Here is a 20,166-nt window from a genome sequence, read left to right as displayed (position 1 = left end):
AGAATAGCCTGTTCTTTTGTTCTTATGTCTAAAAAAAGCTCTGTGTTACTCTGTGGTGAACTACTTTATAATTTCACCTTCTTACTTACCGATTTCGATTCATTGTGCAAGCGGTCGAGTGCTGTCACAACATAACGGTATTTGGTCTTTCCGTCATCGTAGGGAAGTTTATAGAAATTGTTTCGGGTAATGGCAACGATATGCGAAGCGTCATCAATGTTCACTTTCTCTTTTCCATCAAAACGGTAAACCACATATTGCACGGCACGGTCCATCTCGTCTTTTGCTTTCGGAGCAGTCCAGAAAAGCATATAGCCATCTTCCGTCCACACTTTTTTCACTTTACGCACCTTGCCCGGAGCCTTATCGTCCATAAAATCAAAGACAGGAACCAGAGCAGGATACTTATGATACTCTTGCACAAGTGCGTCCCGATACTTCCCGGCATTTTCCACCACAGCGCTTGCCGGCCATTGGCAACTTCCGCCGATAGTCTGATAAGCTCTTTCCAGAGCCATCTTGCGAGGCAACTGATTAATGGACGGATTTTTCGGATCGGCATTCTGAACCGTATTCATTACGGATTGGCCGATGAACAAAGGACGGTTCTCCGTATTCTTTGCCCACCACTTCACCAGGGTTTCATAATCGGCAGCGGGGTGACCTATCTGCCAGTATATCTGCGGGATGTTATAATCCACCCAGCCATTACGCGCCCAGAGCAATACATCGGCATACAGGTCATCGTAATTCTGCAAACCATTTGTTTTACTACCCAACGGATCGTTCTTCTCGTTACGGTAAATACCGAACGGACTGATACCGAACTTCACCCAGGGTTTCAAGCCACGGATGGTTTCATGAATCTTCTGGATCAGTATGTTCACGTTGCTTCGGCGCCAGTCGGCACGGTTGGTGAATCCTCCGCCGTAACGGGCAAAGCTCGCATCATCGGGGAAGTCGACACCCTTTGCCGGATAAGGATAAAAGTAGTCGTCCATATGGATGGCATCCACATCGTAACGCGAAACAATGTCTGCCACCACCATACAGATGTGACGGCGGCTCTCGGGCAATGCCGGATCAAAATACAATTGATTATTGTAGGTGACAAACCATTCAGGATGGATATTGTACAGGTGATTGGCTGCCAGTTCACTCTTGAGCGATGTCTTTACCCGATAAGGGTTGATCCACGCATGGAACTCCATTCCCCGTTTATGGCATTCGTCAATCATAAACTGCATCGGGTCCCAATAAGGCGAAGGTGCCTGTCCCTGCACACCGGTCAGGAAACGGCTCCACGGCTCCAATTGCGAAGCATACAAAGCATCCGCTTCGGGGCGCACCTGAAATATGATTGCATTGATACCTGCTCCCTGCAAAGAGTTGAGCTGATCAATGAGTGTCTGTTTCAGCTTCTCGGTAGGTATGCCACGGAACTGACCATTCACTGCCTGTATCCACGCTCCGCGGAATTCTCTCTTCGGATAAGGGCTTTGTTGTTGGATTTGTGCCCCCACTCCTGTTGCAAGGAAGAGAGCTAAAAGAAGAATCAATTTTCTCAGGTTCATAATCGGTTTCATAAAAATGTGGTGCAAAGATACAATTTTGCTCCTCATTTGCAACGGCTAAGCGAGCAATTCACTATTCGCAAGGTGTTTTTAAGATAAAAGTTCCTTTCTCTGTTAGGTTAAACGTTTCCGACTCGTTATCTTTGCAGTCCAAGTAACGAAAACGCTTATGACTGACAGTAAATACATCTCCATAAAGGGGGCCAGAGTCAACAACCTGAAGAATATTGACGTAAACATTCCCCGCAATAAACTGGTGGTGATAACCGGCCTTTCCGGTTCCGGAAAATCATCGCTTGCTTTCGACACCCTCTATGCCGAGGGACAGCGCCGCTATGTAGAAAGCCTCAGCAGTTATGCCCGCCAGTTCCTGGGCCGAATGAGCAAACCGGAATGTGACTTTATCAAAGGGATTCCGCCTGCCATCGCCATCGAACAGAAGGTAAACAGCCGCAACCCGCGCTCCACGGTGGGTACTTCGACCGAAATCTACGAGTACCTGCGCCTGCTTTATGCCCGTGTGGGCAAAACCTACAGCCCTGTCAGCGGTGAAGAAGTGAAAAAACACTCCATCGAGGACATTGTAAACTGCATGCTCTCATATCCCGAAGGAACCCGCTACACGGTGTTGACGCAGATTTTTCTGCACGACGGACGCACACTTGAACAGCAATTGGAGATCGACCAGAAACAAGGTTTCAACCGTCTTGAAGTGAACGGTGAGATGGTGCGTATCGACGAATACGCTGCCGGCAAAGACGACGTAGTCTACCTTCTCGTCGACCGAATGACGGTGGCAACAACCAAGGATGCCGTCAGCCGCCTGACCGACTCGGCCGAAACAGCCATGTACGAAGGCAATGGCATGTGTATGCTTCGCTTTTATCAACCAGATGGATCAACCCGGCTTCACACCTTCAGCACCAAGTTCGAGGCCGACGGTATCATATTTGAAGAACCGAACGACCAGATGTTTTCGTTCAACTCACCGATCGGTGCCTGTCCGGTATGCGAAGGATTCGGCAAGGTGATCGGCATCGACGAACATCTGGTAGTGCCCAACCGTTCGTTGTCGGTCTACGACGGAGCCATCGTCTGCTGGCGGGGCGAGAAGATGGGTGAATGGCGCGAAGAACTGATTCACAATGCAGAAAAATTCAACTTCCCTATTTTCACCCCTTACTACGAGCTGACCGATGAACAGCGCCGGGTGTTGTGGGAAGGAAACCAATATTTCCACGGCATCAACGACTTTTTCAAGATGCTTGAAGAGAACCAGTACAAGATTCAATATCGTGTGATGCTGGCACGCTATCGTGGAAAGACGCTTTGTCCGAAATGCCACGGTACCCGCCTGAAACCCGAAGCGGGATACGTGCGCGTAGGTGGAAAAAACATCTCGGAACTGGTGGACCTGCCCATCACCGAACTGCAGAAGTTCTTCGATTCGCTTGAACTGAACGAACACGACCAAGCCGTAGCACGCCGCATCCTGACAGAGATCAACAGCCGCATCCGTTTCCTGATCGATGTGGGATTGGGGTATCTCACCCTGAACCGGCTCAGTAATTCGCTCTCGGGCGGTGAAAGCCAGCGCATCAACCTGGCCACTTCGCTGGGAAGCAGTCTGGTGGGCAGTCTCTACATCCTCGACGAACCCAGTATCGGGCTTCACAGCCGGGATACGGACCGCTTGATCCACGTACTCCGCCAACTCCAACAGTTGGGCAATACGGTAGTGGTGGTGGAACATGACGAAGAGATCATACGTGCAGCGGACTACATCATCGACATCGGCCCGAATGCCGGCCGGCTGGGCGGACAGGTAGTCTATCAGGGGGATATGAAAGATTTACAGAAAGGCAGCAACAGTTACACTGTGAAATACCTGCTGGGCGAGGAAAACATTCCCGTACCGGAACACCGCCGCCCGTGGAACAACTATATCGAGATAAAAGGTGCCCGCGAAAACAACCTGAAAGGAGTAGACGTACGCTTCCCGCTCAATGTGATGACCGTCGTAACAGGAGTCAGCGGATCGGGAAAGAGCACACTGGTACGTGACATCTTCTACCGGGCGCTGAAGCGTGAACTGGATGAATGCACTGAACGCCCGGGTGAGTTTGCATCCATCGGAGGCGACCTGCGCAACCTGCGCAACGTGGAGTTTGTCGATCAGAACCCCATCGGTAAGTCCTCCCGTTCGAACCCGGTAACCTACATCAAAGCATACGACGAAATCCGTAAGCTCTGGGCAGATCAGCCACTGGCCAAGCAGATGGGCTATACGGCAGGCTATTTCAGCTTTAACAACGAGGGCGGACGCTGCGAAGAGTGCAAAGGCGACGGAACCATCACAGTAGAGATGCAGTTCATGGCCGACCTGGTGCTGGAGTGTGAATCGTGCCACGGCAAACGCTTCAAAGCCGATACGCTGGAAGTGAAGTTCCAGGATAAAAACATTTATGACGTACTGGAGATGACGGTCAACCAAGCCATCGAGTTCTTCACGGAACACGGGCAAAAGAAGATCGTAAAGAAGCTGATCCCCCTGCAGGATGTCGGTTTGGGATATATCAAGCTGGGACAATCATCGTCCACCCTCTCGGGAGGAGAGAACCAACGCGTGAAACTGGCTTATTACCTGAGTCAGGAGAAAGCGGACCCGACTTTGTTCATCTTCGACGAACCGACCACCGGACTGCACTTCCACGATATACGCAAGCTGCTCGACGCATTCGATGCGCTGATCCGTCGCGGACACTCCATCGTGATCATCGAGCACAACATGGATGTCATAAAATGTGCCGATTACGTGATAGACCTCGGACCGGAGGGCGGAGACAAAGGCGGTAATATTGTGGCAGTCGGGACACCGGAAGAGGTGGCTGCCTGTGCGGCAAGTTATACGGGACAATTCCTGCAGGAGAAACTGAACCACTTGTAAAACAAGTAAGGGTTCTCTAATCAATTTTATCGGGAACTCACCACAAAGGGGCTGTCAAAAGTCTTTTCACCACAGAATACACAGATTATCAATATGGATAATCAATGACTTAAAATTCACCCTGTGTTACTCTGTGCCCTCTGTGGTGAGTTCCTTTTAAAGGAAAAATCAGAAGTAGAAGCCGAAGCCGACTTTCAGTCCGAACTTCGACCAATCGCTGTCTTTAAAACTCAAATCATAGTAAACAGCCGGCTCTATGGTCACTGTCCGTGTCAGGAAAAAAGCATAACCGGCCTCTGCACCAAGCGCAAAGTCGGTGGTGTCTCCCACCTTCCAGTTATAGCGGTTCATCTTCAATCCGGCACCTAAATAAATGCCACACTTATCAAAGTAATATCTTCCTCCGACACCCAGCGTGTATTTATCCTCAGGTTTGCTCCAGTTGGCACCGGCTGTAACCATCAACGCCACATTGTCCACCAGAAAGGCTCCGCCTTGCGCCTGCAATCCGAACTGTGTTTTCTCCGACTTGCTGTAAGAGAGTCCCAGCCCCGTCACCGAGGGATTCACAATCCACTTTCCTTTCTCAAACTGTGCCTGTGCCGTCACTGAAACAACAAGCAGACATACCATCCACATTAATTTCTTCATAACATTTCTATTTTTTCAGGTTGTTCATATGTTCTTCCTCCCGGCGGCGTTGCTGCATCTGTTCCTTTTTCCTCAGCACCAGCCAAAGAACGAGAACAATGACATACGAAGCAGCCAGGGTGAGATACTTCTCTGTATCGCTTACTTCATTATTGCGAGGCAGCAGATAAGCTGCTGTCACAGACACGTAGATCAGTAGGGCGACAGTAACCCAGGTTGATTTCTTTACTTTCTTCATACGAGTGTTAATTATGTAATAACTTCTTTAACTCCTGATTCGAGTTAAATCTATTTTTCCAAACAGCAAACCAAACGGCCGCCCCCAGCGTGCAAATACCTCCTATCGCATACGAAACGGTGTGTGACAATCCCAATCCTTCGGGAGCAATGCAAATATAAGTGGAGCAGACAGCTGTCATGAACAGGGCCGGAACCAGCGTCAATCCATACATCTTACGGGCACACGCCAGATAGACCGTAATGGCCCAGAGGGTAAATACCGACAAGGTCTGGTTGGCCCAGGCAAAGTAGCGCCAGATCATGTCGAATCCGTCCTTATCACGCAAACTATAAAGCAGCAGCCCGATGGCGGCAACAAACATCGGGACACAAATATACAAACGGCAGCGAATGCTTTTTTGTTCCAGTTTCAGGAAATCGGCAACAATCAGACGTGCCGAACGAAACGCGGTGTCGCCCGACGTAATAGGAGCAGCAATCACCCCCAGAATGGCAAGCACGCCACCCACTGCGCCGAGCCACCCTTTCGTGATGGCATCCACAATGACAGAAGCGTTGTTTTCCTCCATACCATGCTCACGATAAAAATAAGTGGCGGCAGCAGCCCAGATCAAGGCGACGATTCCCTCGGTAATCATGGCACCGTAGAATACGGGACGGCCATGACGCTCGGAAGTCATGCAACGGGCCATCAGCGGGCTTTGTGTAGCATGAAATCCGGAGATGGCCCCACAGGCGATACTGACAAACATGATTGGAAAGATAGGCAATGCGGCTGCATCCGGATGGGTATTCTGCAATCCGTCCCACAACTCGGGGAGCGCCGGATGATGGACATAGAGCATCACAAGGATGCCCACTGCCATAAACAGCAAAGCTACGGCAAACAGGGGATATATCTTTCCGATGATTTTATCGACCGGCAGCAATGTGGCGAGAATATAATAGATGAATACGACAATGATCCAGAAGGTGGTATCGAGGCTGTCGGGAGTGAGCTTTGCCAGCAGTCCGGCCGGACCTGCCACAAAGACGGCACCTACCAGAATCATCAGGATGACGGTGAAACCGCGCATCACCTGCTTGGTGGTCAGCCCCAGGTAGCGGCCGACAATTTCGGGTAAGCTCTCACCCCCGTTGCGAAGTGAAAGCATACCGGCAAAGTAGTCGTGCGTGGCACCGGCAAAGATGCTTCCCAGCACAATCCACAGGTAAGAAGCCGTACCGAACTTTGCGCCCATAATAGCTCCGAAGATGGGGCCGAGACCGGCTATATTCAGAAATTGAATCATAAAAATCTTCCAGGTGGGGAGAGGGATATAATCCACTCCGTCGGCATGTGTCAGTGCCGGGGTCTTTCGGTCGTCGGGGCCAAAGACACGCTCCACCAATCGTCCGTAAATGAAGTAACCTGCAACCAATGCCAGCAGGCAAATTGTAAATGTAATCATGGCGTGTTGAATTGTTAATCAGCGCAAATGTAACATAATCTGTGGAAACTACACAACTTTACAAAGGGTTTTGCTAACTTTGCGGACTTCTGTTCGCCACGGAAGGCAGTTTAGAAGACGTTTCACCACAGATTACACGGATTAACACAGATTAATACGAATTGATACGGATTGATACGGATTCTTTAACCGGATTCTCAATGAAATAAATTATCAATCTGTGTTAATCCGTGTAATCTGTGGTGAACATCAAAACCATTATATTTATGAACACCATCTATAAAAGCCATAACGACTCTTTCTCAGTGAAAAAGAGAGCCGGAAGAGGAACATCCCTCCTCTTTCTTTTTCTCCTCTCCTTACTTCCGCTCCATGCGCAGGCCTCCCCGAAACACGAGGTACGGGCTGCCTGGATCACTGCCGTCTACGGACTGGACTGGCCACGCACCAAAGCAACCACTCCCGCAGGCATCCGGCGGCAGAAGGAGGAGCTGATCGACATCCTCGACCGCCTGAAAGAAGCCAACTTCAATACAGTCCTTTTCCAGACACGTACCCGTGGAGATGTACTCTACCGTTCGGACATTGAACCTTTTAACTCCATACTGACCGGCAAGGTCGGCGGCGATCCCGGATACGACCCTTTGACCTTCGCCATCGAGGAGTGCCACAAACGAGGTATGGAGTGTCATGCCTGGATGGTGACCATCCCACTTGGAGGCAAGAGACACGTAGCCTCACTCGGCAAACAATCGGTAACCAAACGCCAGCGGGACATCTGCGTGCCTTATAAAAACGAATATTTCCTCAACCCCGGACATCCCGCCACCAAAGAGTATCTGATGAAGTTGGTACGTGAAGTGGTCAGCCGCTACGACGTGGACGGAGTTCACTTCGACTACCTCCGCTATCCCGAAAACGCGCCCCGCTTCCCGGACAGTTACGACTTCCGCCGCTATGGTAAAGGACGTTCGCTGGCACAATGGCGCCGTGACAACCTGACGGACATTGTGCGTTACATCTATAACGGAGTGAAAGCCATGAAGCCCTGGGTGAAGGTGAGCACCTGTCCGGTAGGGAAATACCGCGACACGTCACGATACTCCTCCAAAGGCTGGAATGCTTTTTTCACCGTCTACCAGGATCCTCAGGGATGGCTGGGCGAGGGCATTCAAGACCAGATCTACCCGATGATGTATTTCCGCGGCAACGGCTTCTACCCCTTTGCGCTCGACTGGCAGGAGCAAAGCAACGGACGCCACATCGTGCCCGGACTGGGAATCTACTTCCTTCATCCCGACGAGGGTAACTGGACCTCCGAAGAAGTGGAACGCCAGATACATTTCATCCGCGCCAACCACTTGGCAGGCGAAGCGCATTATCGGGTAAAGTACCTGATGGACAATACCCAGGAAGTATACGACATCCTCCGGGAGCAGTTCTATCAATATCCGGCACTGCAACCGCCCATGCCGTGGATCGACAACGCGGCTCCTACCGCACCGTCGGAACTAAATGTAGTTTCCACCGGCGACGGATATACCCGGCTCAGCTGGAAAGCTGCCACGGATAATGACAGACAGAATGCACCGATGTACATAATTTACGCTTCGGACACCTATCCGGTGGACATTACGAACCCGGAAAACATTCTTGTACAAAACCTGCGGGACACGCACTACACCTATGCTCCCATCCGTCCGTGGATGGCCCGGAAGTATTTTGCCGTCACGGCAGTGGACCGCTGCGGGAATGAAAGTGAGGCGACACAAGGAGGAAAATGACATTTTTTTTAATGATACAATTTAATACACTATCTTTGCAAAACAAACAACGAATCAAACAAACAAACCATCAAAACATTGAATTAAAAGTATGCGGTTCATCCTATTATTTATAAGTTGCTATATCACCATATTTTTACTCACAGCATGCTCTTTCGAAGAAGAACGACGGATATTGGTAATCCACTCTTATGAAAACGATTATCAAGGATACGCAGAATACAATAAACTGATAAAAAAGGAGTTCTCAAAAGCCCGTATACCGGTGAAACTCTCTTTCTTTTATCTAAATTGTGAACGCTATAACGAACCACAAGAAATAAAACGAATCAACCTTTTCATGGATTCTATTGCCAAATGGAAACCCGAAATCATTCTTGTGAATGATGATCAAGCCACTTATTCGTTACTGAAAAGCCACAATCCCATATTAAAAGAAATACCCATCGTGTTTTCCGGAGTCAACTATCCCAATTGGGAACTGATAAAGCAGTATGATAATGTGACCGGATTTGAAGACAAGATAGATTTTAGCAAAAACCTGAAAATGATAAAAAGGCTAACCGGTATAACTAATATTTACACGATATTGGATTATACTTTTTTAGACCGGAAAATCAGAAACCACATCAACTGTCAATTAGAGTCAACTGATATCATATCCAACTTAGACTGGCATCTGGACAAACAGGCATCATGGAAAGAAACTCACAAAGGTAACATAGTATTTACCGCCCTATCTGCACGCAAAATATCCGAGGAACAAACTGAAGACCCAACAAACGGTGCAGACTTTTTATGGGCTATCGGTAAATACAGCAAAATGCCTTATCTACAAACCAAATTAGACTATACGACGCTCACGATGGCATCTTTTTCTACCCAGATGCGCTTTACAGCCATCAATGAGCTTTTTGACTGCGGATATAATTTTCTGGGCGGATACATGACTCCGAGCCACATTCAGGCACAAGAATCTGTCCATGCAGCAGTGCAGATCCTTAGAGGGAAAAACATCACTGACATGTCTATCCAAGAAAGCTCCAAAGGATATTTTATCGACTGGAATGTCATGCAAAAAGAGGGTATGACCATTGCAGACATCCCCAATGAATATACCATCATCAATATTCCCTTTAAAGCCTTGCATCCCGTCCTTTGGTGGTCCGGTTTATTGGGTAGTATCTTTTTTATTCTCGGCCTACTGTCAGGCATCACCTACTTGTATTGGCGTGAAACCCAAAAGAAGCGTTCCATCCTCTATGAATTGGAAGATGAAAAAGAATCATTGGCACTGGCAGTGGAAGGAAGCGACACTTATGCGTGGCGGTTAAAAAACAACATGATGGTATTTGAAAATGCATTCTGGAAAAACTTAGACATAACTCCCCGCCCATTGACGATTCAGGAGTTCCTCTCTTTTGTAGATGCCGAATATCTGTCCGCAGCACAATTCCTTTTGGCAAAGAACGCCATCAGCAGCAAACACTTCATAAAGCTGAAATGTGATTTCAACGGGAAGGGGTATCAATGGTGGGAACTTCGATGCAGTACCATGGAAAGCGCTTTGGGAGGGCAGAAGACCACGGGACTTTTATTGAACATAGAAGATTATAAAAAACGGGAACAAGAACTGATAGAAGCACGTAAGATGGCGGAGAAAGCAGAGCTCAAAGAGTCTTTCCTAGCCAACATGAGCCATGAAATACGTACACCATTAAACGCTATCGTCGGATTTTCCACCCTGCTTGCTTCTCCTGATGATACAGACATCTCGCAAGAAGAAAAAGACCTGTATGTAGAAACCATCCACCGCAACAACGAACTGCTACTGAAACTTGTCAATGATATATTGGAAATATCCCGGATTGAATCCGGCTACATGTCATTCAAATACGACGATTATCCGCTGGCTACTCTTATCAACGATACTTACCAGACCCATAAGGTTCTAATTTCTCAAAATATCAATTTCATACTGGAAGAGAGTGGCGAAGACATTATCGTACATCTTGATAAAGACCGATTGATTCAGGTTATCACCAACCTCTTAAACAACGCTGTAAAATTCACTCAGGAAGGCTATATAAAACTGGGTTGGAAGTACCTTTCGCAGAATGAAGAAGTTGAAATTTATGTTGAAGATAGCGGAATAGGCATTCCGCAGTCCGAACAGAAAATGATATTCAACCGCTTCTACAAACAGAACGAATTCGCGCAAGGAACAGGACTGGGACTCTCCATCTGCAAAGTTATAGTAGAAAAACTTCAGGGAAGACTGTCATTACAGTCGACAGCAGGTGTAGGAAGCCGCTTCTCCATTTTCTTTTCCTGCAAAAAGCAATCCTTATAAACTCCGTCTCAGTCCTCCACAAGGATATATGCCCGGTAACGGCTCGTCTTCAGGACGGGGACCAATGGCAGATACCCCTTCACCACCCGGCCTTCTTCCGTATGCAACGGATGCCCGGCCTTCATCGCATTGTGTTCCTGCAATGCCTGCCCGTCGGATGGATAATAAGAGACACGAAACACCCCCGAAGCCCCGGATTGTACATAACGGTCGTATATCAGGCGGGACACAAGCCCCATATTCATGCGCAAATTGATTTCCACACAAGGATGGATGCGAAACACCGGAAGGAGAGCGAACCGGCAAATCATCATATCTACTCCCAGATAACCGGCATACTCCGTTCCTAAAGAGACGGACAATCGTCTTTGCAGCTCTTCCCGAAGCCGACGTAAAGCCGCCACAGGCACATAAGCCGACAATCTTCGTTCAATCTCCACATCGGACAGCAACCGGTTTCCTTCGTAAGCTCCACCAGCGTTGGTACGGAACAAAGAGTATCCGGCAAAAGTAATCCGCCCCTTTCCGTCCGAATAAAACTCCATGGCAAAATCTTCTACCTTATTATATACAGGTTCACCGACAACTCCTCCCTGCTGCTCTATAACCCGGGCACACCAACGCTCTATCAGAGGAGTGAACACTCCCTTGCACCAGTTCAGCCCTTTACCGCTTCCGGACAAGGGGGCTTTGAGCAGACAGCGTTCCAGACTCTCTACAAATGCTCGGCAATCGGACAAAGCGGTTAGGTAACAAGACTCTCCACAAAACGCTTCATCCACTTGCAGACCGGACAACAACTTCACGGCTTGCAAACGATGGGACAGATTGCGCAACCGCCCTATATCCTCCACCGAAGGTACCGCAGCATCGGGTACTCCCAATGAAAGCAGACGTTTCCGGAGTGCCGGATTCCATCCCCAGGGAACCACCGAACGTACTTCCGAAAAATCTTCGGCCTGGGTTCTCAAAGATGCGGGAAGCGGAAATAAGTCGAGCATCTCTTCCAGAAAAGACTGATTATAGGCAGACGGAGCAAGCACACCGCACGGCCCGTCCGTAAACCATACGGGAAGCAACGCCAACTCTTCCGCCATCCGGCGGGCGGAGGCAGGCGGCATATAATTGACTTCGCCACTGGCAAGAGCCAGATCCTGATCGGGATTAAACAAGTAAAGCAGATTCGACATTAGCATCAATTAATTAAACAGAATTCATCCGGATGCAGAGACTTGTACGAGTGACAGCAACGAACAGTTACGTGTTTTTTCACCCTAAGATACATCCATGCCCGAGGATAGAAACTATCATTTAATTCCTTAAACGTATCGTCACCTGTCCTTTTGTTGCCATTTCCGGTTTTTCACTTACAAACCCTTTGTTCTCCAAGAAGCAACTAACATTAAAACCGGGAAATTTCCTGCAAATATATGCACAAAAACGCATATAAAACCGAGAAACAAGTCATTTTCTGCGGGGCAAACCGTCACTTTCCGCCAGGCAAAGACTTCACTTCCCCCGGGAAAAGACTTCACTTCTCCGGAGCAAAGCCTTCACATCTCCCGGAGTGACGATTGACAGCCCATCAACAAAGGCTCTTCTCCCCTTCCCCGACTCTATTTCCTCTCTCCCGGCGAAGTATTTCAAACTAACAAAAGAAACCCTTTTTCAAAGAAATACCGGCATAAACTACCGAAAATGAAAAACTATATTTATATTTGCAAGCAAACACTGAAGTAGACAAGCAAAAGCATAATTGCCCGATTGAACTGGCTGCGTTTTTTCAGAAGCAGCTTGCCGTTGACCCGAAATAACGCCTCTACCACCTATTAGGAATACCGTTTTGACAAAATGAAGCAAAAGATAAACTTGCTAAACGAAACTACAATTTTGCTATCTCTACTTTGCAATTTCTAAAAAAAGGCTTATATTTGCCCCCCGAAAAACCCAAGAAAAGAGATGGAAACATTCTACCGCACACATGCCTACCTTGTTGAGCACACCAATGCCCCGGTCCGCCGCGACTTGATGGACGAAATAAACTGGAGTGACCGACTGATTGGTATCAAAGGAACACGTGGCGTGGGAAAAACCACTTTCCTGCTTCAATACGCCAAAGAGAAATTCGGAACCGACCGTTCATGCCTCTTTATCAACATGAACAATTTCTATTTCTCCGGACACAGTATCGTCGACTTCGCCAATGAATTCCAAAAACGGGGCGGAAAGGTATTGCTGATCGACCAAGTATTCAAGCATCCCGACTGGAGCCGCGAATTGCGTATGTGCTACGACCGTTTCCCCAATCTGAAAATCGTATTCACCGGTTCATCCGTCATGCGCCTCAAAGAAGAGAATCTGGAGTTGCGCGACATTGTGAAGAGCTACAACCTCCGGGGCTTTTCGTTCCGCGAATTTCTGAACCTGCAAACAGGCATGAAATTCCGCCATTATACACTCGAAGAGATATTAAGCAGCCACGAACAGATAGCCAAGGGAGTACTTTCAAAAGTCCGCCCGTTGGATTATTTTCAAGACTACCTCCACCACGGTTTCTACCCCTTCTTCCTTGAGAAACGCAATTTCTCGGAGAATCTGCTCAAAACCATGAACATGATGGTAGAAGTAGATATCCTGCTTATTAAACAAATTGAGCTGAAATATCTCTCAAAGATAAAAAAATTATTATATTTGTTGGCTGTAGACGGGCCGAAGGCCCCAAACGTAAGCCAATTGGCAAGCGACATACAAACATCACGCGCCACGGTGATGAATTACATCAAATATCTGGCCGACGCACGACTGATCAACCTGGTCTATCCCAAAGGGGAAGAATTCCCCAAGAAACCATCGAAGATTATGCTGCACAACCCCAATCTGATGTATTCCATCTACCCTGTAAAGGTGGAAGAACAAGATGTGCTGGACACTTTCTTTGTAAACACGATGTGGAAAGACCATAAAGTGCATAAAGGTGACAAAAACACCTCGTTCATGGTAGACGAAGTGATGCCTTTCAAGATATGCTGCGAAGGGGTGAAGATCAAGAACAACCCCGGAGTGACGTATGCTTTGCATAAGGCCGAAATTGGCCGTGGCAACCAGATACCTCTCTGGATGTTCGGTTTTTTATATTAACATCTAATCTCAGTCATTATGGATTACGAAAAGCTTGAACAACTGAAACGCCTCCACGACAGCGGAGCGTTGAACGATGAAGAATTTGAAAAAGAAAAGAAAAAGATATTGGATGAAGAAGATGCGGGCAAACCCACAACCGTACTCCCCATGGGACTGACAGAAAATACTTATCTGGCACTGATGAACTTCGCCATGTTCATACCGTATGTAGGCTGGATTGCCCCCATTGTGCTTTGGATCATGGGCAAAGAAAGTTCCGCACCCGTCAACCGCCAAGGCAAATACATCCTGAACTGGTACATCAGCTGGTTTCTGTACGGCATCGTGCTGACGGTACTCTTCATCATATTCATGTTCAGCGGCATAGTATCCATAAGCGATATGAATTATGAAAACGACCAGAGTTCTCCATTGGCGGTCCTCTTGAGCATATTCGGCGGAGGAGCCGGAATCCTGCTTCTCCTGATACTCGGAGTAGGCTGTTTCCTGTGTCTGCTGTTCCCTATCATCGGAGGCATCAAAGGGCTGAACGGAAAAACATGGAAGTATCCGCTTTCCATACCGTTTTTTAAAGTCTCAGCTTCTGGCAACTAAAACAAGGACAGATTATGGATTACAAGAAATTGGAAGAATTAAACCGGTTGCGCCAATCAGGCGCATTGACCGACGAGGAGTTTGAACAGGAAAAACAAAAGATACTGAATGGTGAATCCCGTAAAGATACATTTGGCATTTCGGACAGCAGCTATCTGGGTTTGATAAACCTTCTGCTCCTGATACCGACATGGGGATGGATTGTTTCTATCGTCGCATGGATCATCGGCAGAGATAAATCGGAAGCCATCGCCATACAAGGAAGATACATCATCAACTGGCTGATCAGTTGGGCCATTTACATGATAATAGTAGGAATTACCCTTGCGGGAAACCTTTTTGGAGCCCTTATCGGCTCGTTGAGTTCCCCTTTAGGACTGTTAAGCGGTTCTTTCTTTACGCTAAGGGCATTACCTATTATCCTTTTATCAGCTGTTTTTTTTGTGTTCCCCATCATCGGGGGAATCAAAGGACTGAACGGAAAAACATGGAAGTATCCGCTTTCCATACCGTTTTTGAAAAGCTCAGTTTCTGACAACTAAAACCATACCGGATATGGACAACAAGAAATTAGAAGAATTAAACCAGATACGCCAATCGGATACACTGACCGTAGGGATCGACCGCGAAAAACTGAAGTTTTCTGACGGAGAAAAAGCCCCGTCCAGGCTATCCCTTCCTCTTGGGGTAGAAGAGCATTGGTGTCTGGTACTGATGAATTTCCTGATACTGGTTCCTTTGATTGGATGGCTCGCTCCAATTCTTTTTTGGATGAATGCCAAAAGCATATCAGCCAAAATTAACAGACAGGGAAAATACATACTGAACTGGTACATCAGTGGCATTCTGTATTTCATAGTGTTCAATATCTGTATGCGATTCAACATGAATGCTAATATGAACTTCATCAGAGAATATACCATGACAGCGGAAGGATATGATGTTAATCTCTATCCTATGTATTTTGAGAAGTTCTTTGAAAGTCCCTCAATTGCTATCGGGGGAATTTTGATTATAATTGGTTGTATAATGTTCGCACTGTCCATTTTGTTCCCCATCATCGGGGGAATCAAAGGATGGAATAAACATACATGGAAGTATCCGCTTTCCATACCGTTTTTGAAATAAACAAATAAATTACTTACTTAAATATTATTTTTAGTTATGACTAAACAGAAGAAATTCATCACATGTGATGGTAATCAGGCTGCTGCACATATCTCGTATATGTTTTCAGAAGTAGCTGCCATTTACCCCATCACTCCTTCTTCTACGATGGCTGAATACGTAGACGAATGGGCTGCCGCAGGACGTAAGAACCTCTTCGGCGAAACAGTATTGGTACAGGAAATGCAATCTGAAGGTGGTGCGGCAGGTGCTGTTCACGGTTCTCTTCAGGCCGGTGCACTGACTACTACTTACACTGCTTCTCAGGGTCTTCTTTTGATGATCCCGAACATGTATAAGATTGCCGGTGAGTTCCTGCCTTGCGTATTCCACGTATCGGCCCGTACACTGGCTTCTCACGCACTGTGTATCTTCGGTGACCATCAGGACGTAATGTCTGCACGCCAGACAGGTTTCGCCATGTTGGCTGAAGGCTCTGTACAGGAAGTGATGGACTTGGCCGGTGTTGCACACCTTGCCACAATCAAAGCCCGCGTTCCTTTCATGAACTTCTTCGACGGTTTCCGTACTTCACACGAAATCCAGAAGATCGAAATGCTGGAAAACGAGGACCTCGCTCCGCTGGTTGACCAGGAAGCTCTTGCTGAATTCCGTGCCCGTGCGCTGAACCCGATGAATCCGGTTGCCCGTGGTATGGCCGAAAACCCTGACCACTTCTTCCAGCACCGCGAATCATGCAACAACTACTATGACGCTGTTCCTGCCATCGTTGAGGAATACATGAACGAGATTTCCAAGATCACAGGACGCAAATACGGTTTGTTCGACTACTACGGAGCCGAAGATGCAGAACGCGTAATCATCGCCATGGGTTCTGTAACCGAAGCTGCCCGCGAAGCTATCGACTACCTGACCAGCCAGGGCGAGAAAGTAGGTTTGGTTGCAGTTCACCTGTACCGTCCGTTCTCTGCCAAACATTTCATGGCTGCCGTACCTAAGACTGCCAAAACAATCGCAGTACTCGATCGTACAAAAGAACCGGGTGCTAACGGCGAACCTCTGTATCTGGATGTTAAAGACTGCTTCTATGGCACAGAAAATGCTCCGGTTATCGTAGGTGGTCGTTACGGTCTGGGTTCTAAAGACACTACTCCTGCCCAGATCATCGCCGTATTCAAGAATCTGGCTATGCCGATGCCGAAAAACCACTTTACTATCGGTATCGTAGACGACGTAACTTTCACATCTCTTCCTCAGGAAGCAGAAATCGCTTTGGGCGGCGACAGCATGTTCGAAGCTAAATTCTACGGTTTGGGTGCTGACGGTACGGTAGGTGCCAACAAAAACTCAGTGAAGATTATCGGTGACAACACTGATAAACACTGTCAGGCCTACTTCTCTTATGACTCTAAGAAGTCAGGAGGTTTCACTTGCTCTCACCTGCGCTTCGGTGACGACCCTATCCGTTCTACTTATCTGGTAAACACTCCGAACTTTGTGGCTTGCCACGTTCAGGCTTACCTGCATATGTATGACGTAACCCGTGGTTTGCGTAAGAACGGTTCGTTCTTGCTGAACACCATCTGGGAAGGCGAAGAACTGGCAAAGAACCTGCCTAACAAAGTGAAGAAATACTTTGCACAGAACAACATCTCTGTATATTATATCAACGCAACCCAGATTGCACAGGAAATCGGTTTGGGCAACCGCACCAACACCATCCTCCAGTCTGCTTTCTTCCGTATCACAGGCGTGATCCCCGTAGACCAGGCTGTAGAACAGATGAAGAAATTCATCGTGAAATCTTATGGTAAGAAGGGTGAAGACGTTGTGAACAAGAACTACGCAGCTGTTGACCGCGGTGGCGAATACAAGACTTTGGCTGTTGACCCGGCTTGGGCTAACCTGCCGGATGATGCTAAAGTTGAAAACAACGACCCGGCATTCATCAACGAAGTGGTTCGTCCGATCAACGCTCAGGACGGAGACCTGCTGCCTGTATCTGCATTCAAGGGCATCGAAGACGGAACCTGGTATCAGGGTACTTCGAAATACGAAAAACGCGGTGTAGCTGCTTTCGTACCGGAATGGAACGCAGAAAACTGTATCCAGTGTAACAAGTGTGCTTACGTTTGTCCTCACGCTTCTATCCGTCCGTTTGTACTCGACGCAGAAGAGCAGAAAGGTGCAAGCTTCGAACAACTGAAAGCTGTAGGCAAAGCATTCGACGGCATGACATTCCGTATCCAGGTTGACGTTCTCGACTGTCTGGGTTGCGGTAACTGTGCCGACATCTGTCCGGGCAACCCGAAGAAGGGTGGCAAGGCTCTGACTATGAAACACCTTGAAAGCCAGTTGGCTCAGGCTGATAACTGGACTTACTGTGCAGACAACGTGAAGAGCAAACAACACTTGGTAGACATCAAGGCTAACGTGAAGAACTCTCAGTTCGCTACTCCATTGTTCGAATTCTCGGGAGCTTGCTCAGGTTGCGGTGAAACTCCGTATGTGAAACTGATTTCTCAGTTGTACGGTGATCGCGAAATGGTTGCCAACGCTACCGGATGTTCTTCTATCTACTCAGGTTCAGTACCTTCAACTCCATATACAACAAACGCAAAAGGACACGGTCCGGCTTGGGCTAACTCACTGTTCGAAGACTTCTGCGAATTTGGTTTGGGTATGGAACTGGCTAACGAAAAGATGCGTGCACGTATCGTGAAGTTATTCAACGAAATCCTGGCAGCCGACAATGCTCCGGCTGAAGCTAAGGAAGTATTGAAAGCATGGATCGAAAACATGTACGATGCAGACAAGACCAAAGAACTGGCTCCGCAGATCGAAGCAATCATCGAACAAGGTATTGCGGCAGGTTGCCCGATCAGCAAAGAGCTGAAAGGTCTGACTCAATACTTGGTTAAACGCAGCCAGTGGATCATCGGTGGTGACGGTGCTTCTTACGATATCGGTTACGGTGGTCTCGACCACGTTATCGCTTCGGGTAAGGACGTTAACATTCTGGTTCTGGATACAGAGGTTTACTCTAACACAGGTGGTCAGTCTTCTAAAGCCACTCCGGTGGGCGCCATCGCTAAATTTGCCGCTTCCGGTAAACGCGTACGTAAGAAAGACCTCGGTCTGATGGCTACTACATACGGTTATGTATATGTTGCACAGATCGCTATGGGTGCTGACCAGGCTCAGACTCTGAAAGCTATCCGCGAAGCTGAAGCATATCCCGGACCGTCACTCATCATCGCTTACGCTCCGTGTATCAACCACGGTCTGAAAGCCGGTATGGGTAAGAGCCAGGAAGAAGAAGACAAGGCTGTTAAGTGCGGTTACTGGCACTTGTGGCGTTACAACCCGGCTCTGGAGGCTGAAGGCAAGAATCCGTTCACGCTGGATAGCAAAGAACCGAACTGGGATGACTTCAAAGGCTTCCTGAAAGGCGAAGTTCGTTACGCATCGGTTATGAAACAGTATCCTGCAGAAGCAGAAGAACTGTTCCAGGCTGCCGAGGACAACGCTAAGTGGCGTTACAACAACTACAAGCGTCTGGCCAACCAGGCTTGGGGTGTTGCTGAATGATCTTTGATCAGATAATATAACTCTCAAAGGGGGAAGGGACTAAAATAGGTTCTTTTCCCCTTTTTTGTCAAATAGAAATGAATAGGTTTCACCACAGATTACACGGATTAACACAGAACTCTTAATTCGATATATTGACGAGATAAATTATCAATCTGTGTTAATCCGTGTAATCTGTGGTGACCCCCAAACGGAATAATTATGAACATAACCATACGACCAACCCGACTTGAAGAACTCGACCAAGTGATGCCATTCTACGAACGTGCCCGCCGCTTTATGGCTGCCAATGGCAATGCTAACCAGTGGATCAACGGATACCCCTCCCCTGATGATATCCGGCAGGACATCGAAAACGGGGACAGTTATGTATTTGTAAATGAAAACGGGGAGTTGGAAGGTTGCTTTACCTTCATCCGGGGAGAGGACCCCAACTATAAAGTTATCAAAGACGGCGCTTGGCTCAACAATGCTCCTTACGGGGTAATCCATCGCATCGCATCCGGCGGACGGGTAAAGGGATTGATGGACTTATGCCTGGAATGGTGTTCGTCCCACTGTCCGAACCTGCGTGTAGACACTCACCGTGACAATAAAGTTCTCCAAAACATTCTCTTGAAGAACGGTTTCACCTATTGTGGCATCATTTATGTGAAGAACGGTACGGAACGGCTTGCCTACCAACGCACCGCCGTTACCCGATAGACAGAAC

The 20,166-nt window shown here is 47.8% G+C and carries 14 protein-coding genes; 9 read left to right on the top strand and 5 right to left on the bottom strand.

Annotated features, from left to right (window positions below; all coding sequences use genetic code 11):
- Positions 1 to 65: 65 nt before the first annotated feature.
- A complete protein-coding gene (locus tag ISX59_RS08440) occupies positions 66 to 1,574 on the bottom strand; it encodes a glycoside hydrolase family 10 protein (protein ID WP_005807709.1) in 1,509 nt (502 codons plus the stop codon).
- Positions 1,575 to 1,743: 169 nt separating this feature from the next.
- On the opposite strand from ISX59_RS08440, the gene uvrA reads away from it, so the two are divergent.
- Positions 1,744 to 4,521, top strand: coding sequence for an excinuclease ABC subunit UvrA (gene uvrA / locus ISX59_RS08435; protein ID WP_032540178.1), 2,778 nt, complete (start codon positions 1,744 to 1,746; stop codon positions 4,519 to 4,521).
- 168 nt (positions 4,522 to 4,689) lie between these two features.
- Here the strand turns inward: uvrA and ISX59_RS08430 are convergent, their stop codons facing one another.
- The 3 genes from ISX59_RS08430 to ISX59_RS08420 are packed head-to-tail and all read right to left on the bottom strand — an operon-like array spanning position 4,690 to position 6,863.
- Complete coding sequence (locus tag ISX59_RS08430; protein ID WP_005807711.1) at positions 4,690 to 5,172, bottom strand: outer membrane beta-barrel protein; 483 nt, start codon at positions 5,170 to 5,172, stop codon at positions 4,690 to 4,692.
- A gap of 7 nt (positions 5,173 to 5,179) precedes the next feature.
- Positions 5,180 to 5,410 carry a hypothetical protein gene (locus ISX59_RS08425; protein ID WP_005807712.1) on the bottom strand — a complete coding sequence of 77 codons (231 nt, stop codon included), beginning with the start codon at positions 5,408 to 5,410 and terminating at the stop codon, positions 5,180 to 5,182.
- Between the two features lie 7 nt (positions 5,411 to 5,417).
- Entirely contained in the window at positions 5,418 to 6,863 is a 1,446-nt protein-coding gene (locus tag ISX59_RS08420) for a carbon starvation protein A (protein ID WP_220575813.1), read from the bottom strand.
- Between the two features lie 266 nt (positions 6,864 to 7,129).
- On the opposite strand from ISX59_RS08420, the gene ISX59_RS08415 reads away from it, so the two are divergent.
- On the top strand, positions 7,130 to 8,647 hold the full coding sequence (locus ISX59_RS08415; RefSeq protein ID WP_032540179.1) for a glycoside hydrolase family 10 protein: 1,518 nt from the start codon (positions 7,130 to 7,132) through the stop codon (positions 8,645 to 8,647).
- An 82-nt stretch (positions 8,648 to 8,729) separates the two neighbouring features.
- Positions 8,730 to 11,000: an ATP-binding protein gene (locus ISX59_RS08410; protein WP_032535697.1), complete on the top strand. Its 2,271-nt coding sequence runs from the start codon at positions 8,730 to 8,732 to the stop codon at positions 10,998 to 11,000.
- A gap of 8 nt (positions 11,001 to 11,008) precedes the next feature.
- On the opposite strand, the gene ISX59_RS08405 is transcribed toward ISX59_RS08410, so the two are convergent.
- The gene (locus tag ISX59_RS08405; protein WP_032529960.1) at positions 11,009 to 12,190 is read right to left on the bottom strand and encodes a hypothetical protein; all 1,182 of its coding nucleotides are present in this window, start codon (positions 12,188 to 12,190) and stop codon (positions 11,009 to 11,011) included.
- A gap of 769 nt (positions 12,191 to 12,959) precedes the next feature.
- Between ISX59_RS08405 and ISX59_RS08400 the strand changes: the two genes are divergently transcribed.
- The 6 genes from ISX59_RS08400 (at position 12,960) to ISX59_RS08375 (ending at position 20,159) form a co-directional block, all read left to right on the top strand.
- Entirely contained in the window at positions 12,960 to 14,138 is a 1,179-nt protein-coding gene (locus tag ISX59_RS08400; RefSeq protein ID WP_165015586.1) for an ATP-binding protein, read from the top strand.
- Positions 14,139 to 14,156: 18 nt separating this feature from the next.
- A complete protein-coding gene (locus tag ISX59_RS08395; RefSeq protein WP_044300998.1) occupies positions 14,157 to 14,735 on the top strand; it encodes a DUF4870 domain-containing protein in 579 nt (192 codons plus the stop codon).
- A 14-nt stretch (positions 14,736 to 14,749) separates the two neighbouring features.
- Complete coding sequence (locus ISX59_RS08390; RefSeq protein ID WP_005807718.1) at positions 14,750 to 15,277, top strand: DUF4870 domain-containing protein; 528 nt, start codon at positions 14,750 to 14,752, stop codon at positions 15,275 to 15,277.
- 13 nt (positions 15,278 to 15,290) lie between these two features.
- Entirely contained in the window at positions 15,291 to 15,863 is a 573-nt protein-coding gene (locus ISX59_RS08385; RefSeq protein WP_022011288.1) for a DUF4870 domain-containing protein, read from the top strand.
- 36 nt (positions 15,864 to 15,899) lie between these two features.
- Positions 15,900 to 19,454, top strand: coding sequence for a pyruvate:ferredoxin (flavodoxin) oxidoreductase (gene nifJ / locus ISX59_RS08380; RefSeq protein ID WP_220575812.1), 3,555 nt, complete (start codon positions 15,900 to 15,902; stop codon positions 19,452 to 19,454).
- A 201-nt stretch (positions 19,455 to 19,655) separates the two neighbouring features.
- A complete protein-coding gene (locus ISX59_RS08375) occupies positions 19,656 to 20,159 on the top strand; it encodes a GNAT family N-acetyltransferase (protein ID WP_217737707.1) in 504 nt (167 codons plus the stop codon).
- Positions 20,160 to 20,166: the final 7 nt, after the last annotated feature.

This window comes from Bacteroides sp. FSHCM14E1, assembly GCF_019633785.1.
GTDB lineage: Bacteria > Bacteroidota > Bacteroidia > Bacteroidales > Bacteroidaceae > Bacteroides > Bacteroides hominis.
Note: the sequence above shows the minus strand (reverse complement) of the source record. Positions and strands in the feature narration are given on the sequence as shown.